3 protein-coding genes and 1 pseudogene are annotated in these 6,934 nt (G+C 42.4%); all 4 read left to right on the top strand.

Annotated features, from left to right (window positions below; genetic code table 11):
* On the top strand, positions 1–875 hold an 875-nt coding region (locus F6K13_RS11730; RefSeq protein WP_287287430.1), incomplete at its 5' end, for an alpha-amylase family glycosyl hydrolase.
* 111 nt (positions 876–986) lie between these two features.
* Positions 987–1,115 (top strand): annotated as a pseudogene (locus F6K13_RS35095) (hypothetical protein); the annotation flags it as partial.
* Between the two features lie 852 nt (positions 1,116–1,967).
* A complete protein-coding gene (gene ovoA, locus F6K13_RS11735; RefSeq protein ID WP_124154354.1) occupies positions 1,968–4,268 on the top strand; it encodes a 5-histidylcysteine sulfoxide synthase in 2,301 nt (766 codons plus the stop codon).
* 308 nt (positions 4,269–4,576) lie between these two features.
* Complete coding sequence (locus tag F6K13_RS11740) at positions 4,577–6,316, top strand: hypothetical protein (RefSeq protein WP_124145402.1); 1,740 nt, start codon at positions 4,577–4,579, stop codon at positions 6,314–6,316.
* The last annotated feature ends 618 nt before the right edge of the window (positions 6,317–6,934 follow it).

Genomic DNA, 6,934 nt, shown 5'->3' on the forward strand with positions numbered 1-6,934 from the left:
TGTTATGCAGTCCCAATGACAAGGAAGGATTGCCAGATTTGAGGACAGACTTACCTTATGTGCAACAGAAACAGCATGAGTATATGCAAAAATTGATGGATCTTGGCATCGATGGTTTCCGCTTTGATGCTGTCAAACACATTTCTGTTGAGGATTTGGAAAAGATAGTCGAAATTATCCCTGAAGATAAGTTTTATTATGGTGAAGCGATCGGTCGCAACTTTGACGAGAGCATGAAATATATTCCAGTGTTTCCCAAAGTAACAGATTTTCAACTGGTTAATACCTTGAAAAGTGCTTTTACTTACGGGGGAGACTTACGCTCTTTAATTAATCCAGTAGATACTCAGCGTGCTGTACCTGGAGACAATGCGGTTACCTTTGCTCGGAACCACGATACTTGGGCAATAGGACAGTTTGATAATTGGAAATTTGACAAGAACGATTTAGTTTTAGCAACAGCTTACGTTTTAGGGAGAAAAGAAGGAACGCCTTTGATTTTAACTTTTGATGCTTTCGACCCTACAATTGTTGCTGGCACAAAATTTCACCAACAAATGATGGGAGAATCTCAATATTATCGCAATGGTAACGAAATTGCTGACAGTGCGGACAGTCCTAATTTACTCTTGATCGAGCGTGGAGATAAGGGTTTAACCATTATTAATAAAGCTGGTGAAACATTTGATGTCAGTGCTGCTAAAATGCCTGGTTTAGGAGTTGGTTGTTACAACGAACTACAGTACGACTTTGAAATGTGTGTAGACTATGGCGGTGACGGTCAGAAGTATATTAACAAGTGGGGTTCTCCTAATCGTGGTGGAATTGAAATCGGTCCCCGTACCGCATTGTTCTTTGTCAAAAATGAGGCTTAAGTTGTCTCTTTGATGACCATACCAGATTAATATTGGTGAGGATAGCGATCGCCGTACAATGAATTTATTCATATTTGATGGCGATCGCCTCTTTCTGTAATCTTCTAATTTGAATGTACAGAATGTGGCTTCCAAGCTGACAGAGACTTTAATGCTGCTGTCAATTTGGATATTTGTGTAATTAGGTGGAATTTCCACCGAAATTATATCAAATTCGGTAGCATCGGTTTCAACAATTAATAATTAACAATTAATAATTAATAATTACCTCTTCTTATAAAGAAGCTGAAGATAGAACATTATTTTTATACCAAATTAAGCAGATTTGATATTAAGTCTGCTATTGAAGATAAGTTGCAGACTGCGGTCATATCATGTCCACTGGTATCGTTTGTGTAAAAGTTAGGGTGAATATCTACAGGAAATTTAAGTTTTTTCCAGCTTTTAAGCCTTCTCTCCTAGATAACTAAAGCCTTCTTCCTTACCCTTACCTTACAATACCAATGCTACCGGACTTGATATCATTCGTCTACTGTCAAACAGGAAGCTAGACTCCTAAGTTCAAACCATCATTTGGGTAATATGAAATACAAAAAATTGGGCGTTGCATAGTTGCGGGATGATGATTAAATTTGCACGCATCTGAAACTGTTAATAAACTAAGAGCAAATTTTTGGTCAGATATCAAAATCATCCCTTGATAATGCAACGCCAAAAATTGTGCTAGTTATACCAATTCACTTTAAAGATGTCACAAATAGTTTCAAACCCCCTATGTGAAATAATTGCCTGAAATTACTGTAGCATCAAACTCTTAAGCCTATAAAATCTTACTTTTGACTGTCAGATATGCGTCTTACATTCTGTTCGCGGAGCGTTTCCGCAGGAAATAGGAACCTCACCAATTAGCACTTGATGCATGACTTTTAACTTCCGTGAAACGGTATTAGAAATTTCCTCATCACCCAATCACCCATCTCCTTTGCTTGTATCGTGTTTCATTAACTGATAATCTGGCTAAGGACAGCGATCGCCTATAATTTGATTCAATTGTTTGATAATAATTCATATTATTATCAAAGACTAAGTATAATGACTTTAACACGTAATCCAAATCTAGATCTAACTACACTCTTCTCTCCTGAGCAGAAAGGGGAGAAAGATCAAACAGATCCCCTGATTGACCCTTGTCCAGATTGGTGGTGGACTGGGCTGCGACCTACAGAAGTCCTAAAAGCATTGCCGATCCCAAATCTAGCCACCTGCACGCGCCGCGAAGTTCTGGACTACTTTGATAATGGCTGGCTAATGACCGAAGTTTTGTTGTCAGCACTACAAGGAGAACAGGCATTCCTCGATCCACCCTACCACCAACTTCGTCATCCTCTAATATTCTATCTATGCCACCCTGCCGTACTCTACATCAATAAGCTTCGGCTAGCTGGACTCATCCACGAGTCGATTAATCCATACTTCGAGCAATTGTTTGAAACAGGTGTTGATGAGATGTCCTGGGACGATATGTCCAAGAATGAAATGGATTGGCCGTCAGTTCGTGAAGTTGTTGAATACAGACGCAGCACCTACAAAATTATCCGGGAATTGATTGAAACCCTGCCCGACCTGGAAGACAGCCATCCACCGATTGCGATGGACAATCCCGCATGGGCACTATTCCTAGGATTTGAACACGAACGCATCCACATCGAAACCTCCAGTGTCTTGCTACGAGAGTTACCACTGTCGGTTTTGCGTCGTCCAGAAGCATGGCCAAACCTGCATCCTTCAGCATTTGCAGAGAGTCATACCGTTGAGAACGAGTTAATCGCCATTTCCAGCAAAACTGTCACCTTGGGTAAGCCTTGGAGAGAACCCTATTTTGGTTGGGACAACGAGTATGGTTCACGGCAGGTAAGGGTTCGGAGTTTTCAAGCCAGTCAATACTTAGTTACTAATCGTGAATTCTACGAATTTGTTGTTGCAGGCGGATACCAGGAATCGAAATACTGGACAGAAGAGGGCTGGGCTTGGAGGCAAAATCGCAATACTAAATGGCCTACTTTCTGGGTTGCTGATGGACCAGCAGGACTGCACCAATACCGACTGCGGACAATATTTGAGGTGGTAGAGATGCCTTGGTCTTGGCCTGTTGGTGTCAACTGGTATGAAGCGAAAGCCTACTGTGCCTGGAAGACTGAGCAGGATAACAGCCCTGCACCCTACAGACTTTTAACGGAAGCCGAACATCATTGCTTGCGTAGGGGCAACCCGCCAGTTAATTTGAATTTAACTTGGGGTTCGGAAACTCCAGTGAATGCTTTACCAGCTAACGAAGCTGGATTTTACGATGTCTTCGGCAATGTCTGGCATTGGTGTGAGGATGACTTCAATCCCTTAGAAGGGTTCCGCGTTCACCGGATCTATGATGACTTTAGTACCCCTTGCTTCGATGGCGAACATAAGATGATTCTTGGTGGCTCTTTTATCAGCACTGGAGATGAAGCCACCCAGTGGGCAAGGTTTCACTTCCGGCGTCACTTCTTCCAGCACGCAGGATTCAGGCTTGTGCGATCTGATGATGGTGACGCAAGCTGCGATGCGGTACTGATTAGTAGCCAAAGCAATGGAGTTAAAGCCTATGAAGGTGAGAAAATTTTGGCAGAAAACCTGATGCTGCATTATGAGTTTGCTGATGAAGTAATGCCATACAATTTCGGCCCCAAGAATGCCGTGGGATTTCCCCAGCGTATTGCTCAACTAACCTTGGAGACAGCCGATCGCCTGGGAATCAAGAAGGATCGGGCAATAGATGTTGGCTGCTCCGTTGGTGGCTCAACCTTCGAGTTAGCCCGGGGATGCGAGTCAGTGTTAGGGATCGACCTCAGTGTCACCTTTATTGAAGCAGCCGAAACCCTACGTCGCAAAGGCAGACTAGCTTATAGTCGTCGGGATGAGGGGGAAAACACCAGCCAAGCTGAAGTTTGCTTGCCAGAAGACTTGGATCGCCGTATAGTGAATTTTCGCCGTGCCGATGCCTGTGGGTTGCCCCCCGAACTCGTTGGGTTTGATGTGGTGTTAGCGGCTAATCTTATTTGTCGTCTACCTAGTCCTAGAGGATTTCTCGGTCGGTTGTGTGGCGCACGCGGTCTAGTACGGCCAGGTGGACTACTGGTGCTAGCCACACCGTTTACCTGGGATGAGCGTTTCACTCCACGGGATGCTTGGCTGGGCGGACATGATGGTGAGGATTCCTTGACTGTATTGCAAGGAGAGCTAAACCAAGATTTTGAGTTGCTCGACACGCAGGATATGCCCTTCCTAATTCGGGAACACGCTCGTAAGTTTCAGTATGTGGTATCCTTGGTCAGTTTGTGGAAGCGGCGTAGCGACTAAATGTATCAGGACTTACGCAAAATATTAAGTCATACACCATCTGTAGGGGCGATTCGCGTTTGCGCAGCATTCCGGAGGAAATCGCCCCCTACTAGATATGCTGGTTATGCGTAAGTCCTGTGTATATTATTGCTAATGCGCTTGTTATATAAAATCCAATTGAACAGTCGTCATTGCGACGATAGGAAGCAATCTCAAGGATGCGCGGAGATTGCTTCCTTCCACTCCGTTCCAGTCGCAATGACTTGAGTATAGTAATTATCCAGATTTGATATTATAGTAAAAAAAATTTAGAGGGTGATAGAAAAATGAACAAATTCAAAAGTATAATCGACAGGGCAAGCAGTGAAGCAGATCAGGAACTTAAAACCCTACAAGAACTAGAAATCTTTGTTCTAGATAATTCTGTTCGTGAAACCACTGTGGGAACTGCTCGTGGTCATGTCCTTGAAGACAAAATAAATATCTTAAAATCTATTGCTGAAACTGAACTAAATGAAGTGATTCTTGGCACTTATGGTTCTAACAGAAATGTTGATGACCAAATTCCTAAACATTGGATCGATCTGGGTGGAACTTTAGATAATATGTGGGGATTTAGCGAAGCTTACAGTGCTTTAGATAAATATGGAGTTCCCATTGATGAGCCAGCAGATGGATTGTTGGAAATGGTCAACGATCATAAGATGAGTAATGCGATTATCGAAATAGATTTATGTAGTCCTGCCATCAATTATCAGCAGTTCGATCTTAACCAATTTATTTTAAACCAAGTGGAGTGGGGTAATAAAAATTTGATGCCACGGGGCGAACAAAAACTTCCTCCACGTCTCCTTGTAAATTTGAGAGATTTCGCAAATTTTGAAACTGATACAGAGGGTTTAACCAGAGCGCTCCATCTCGTTGAAGCTTTGGGTAATCTGCCTAGCGATCGGCGTCCCTTTGGACTGATGATAGAGGAACCAACGGGTTTTTTGCTGCCAGAAACTGTAAGCAAACTGACTAGCATTATTCGTGAAACCATGATTTCGGCAAATTGGTCAAATGGTAAGCTACTTGTTCATGTACATTGTGGTTTTGGTTTGGCAGAGTCAACGGTTTTAGAAGCATTGGCAAATGGTGCTGATGGGATATGGAGTGCTGTTTGCAAGGCTGGAGCAGCTTTGGGTCATTCATGCTCAAGTATTACATTAACAAATCTAGCTAGGCTTGGCAATAAATTTGTAACTCGTACATACAACCTGCCAGCCATTATTAAAGCTGCGCGCAAAGTACATACAATTGCATCAAAAGAACCTGTCCCTAGGGACCAGGAAGTTTATGGTAAGGAAGCTTTCGATCTCGTGTTCGGTGGATGGCATGGATTCATGGGAGATAAAATGGGTGCCGTTGCTAGTATGATTGGTGTCAAGCAGACTGTAAGAATCAGCGATTTTGCCAATGCCGAAATGCTACGTCAAGCTATGATTGAACGATTCGGCGAACCAGAAAAAACCGGATGGGATGAAAACTTATGCAAAAAGATGGAAGAAAAAATTGATGATCACTTAATTCGCGGACAAAGCTTTGACTATAATACTATTACTGGGTTAGCGCAATTATACGAATATAGCGGAGGATGTATTTCATCGTCTATGCTGAAAATTATTACCTCAGACAGCGATGTTCCTGATGAACACCCACTGATCGTTAGTCTCAAACAACGATGGAAAAAGTTGTCAGAAAAAATTAATTCGCCGTCTCATGAAAGTATAGAGGAACTGACTTCAAAACCTAGCATATTTTGGCAAAACCCAGAGATTCCTGAAACAATGGAAGAGATACCCATCAATCATTTTCTTGATGATATTTTCACAGGTGTTCATGTCACAGGAAAACAAAGGGAGATGATTAGCAATTTGTTAGATGTTGACGGTAACGGTTATGTATCTTGGCAAGAGTTTTGCTTTCGTTTGAAATGGACTATACAACAGAAGGGTGTACTCTACTACCCAACACCGGAAGCATTAATTTTGGGAACTTTTGAATTCATCTTACAGCAATTTTAATATAGCAATTCCCATACTGGTGAGGTACAAAATTTTAGGTTTGAGGGAACAGGGAACAGGGAACAGGGAATAGATAAAGAAGAAAAACAACTGTACCTCATAACTTTGGGAATTGCTATCATGTGTGTAGACTACTGTGGTGATGGTCAAAAGTACATTAATAAATGGGTTTCCCCTAATCGCGGTGGAATTGAAATCGGTCCCCGTATCACATTGTTCTTTGTTAAAACAGAGGCTTAATATCAAGTCCGGTTGACAAGTGGTGATTAGCGACGAAAGGAAGTAATCTCTTAAACCTTTGAAATAACTTCCTTTCACTCCCTTCCAGTTGCTGTGTGCCAGGCTATAGTAATTATCTGGATTAGCCTTCTAATTACAAACCAACAATTAATAAAGAAGGTGGAGTCAAAATTGCTCCTGATACTGCATCTTCTCTCTAAATCAGTCATCATATCAAATCCGGTAGCATCGGTGTAATTAGATAGTTAATCTAGGAGGACCGAGTCAACCCACCCCTCGCCCCTCCCCCTCCGGTGGAGGGGAAGGACCTCCTCAGGAGGGAAGAGAATGCGCGAAACATTTGCTCTTGGATGAAGATGAAAATTTTTTTTATACCGA

This window comes from Okeania sp. SIO2B9 (genome assembly GCF_010672505.1).
Taxonomy (GTDB): domain Bacteria; phylum Cyanobacteriota; class Cyanobacteriia; order Cyanobacteriales; family Microcoleaceae; genus Okeania; species Okeania hirsuta.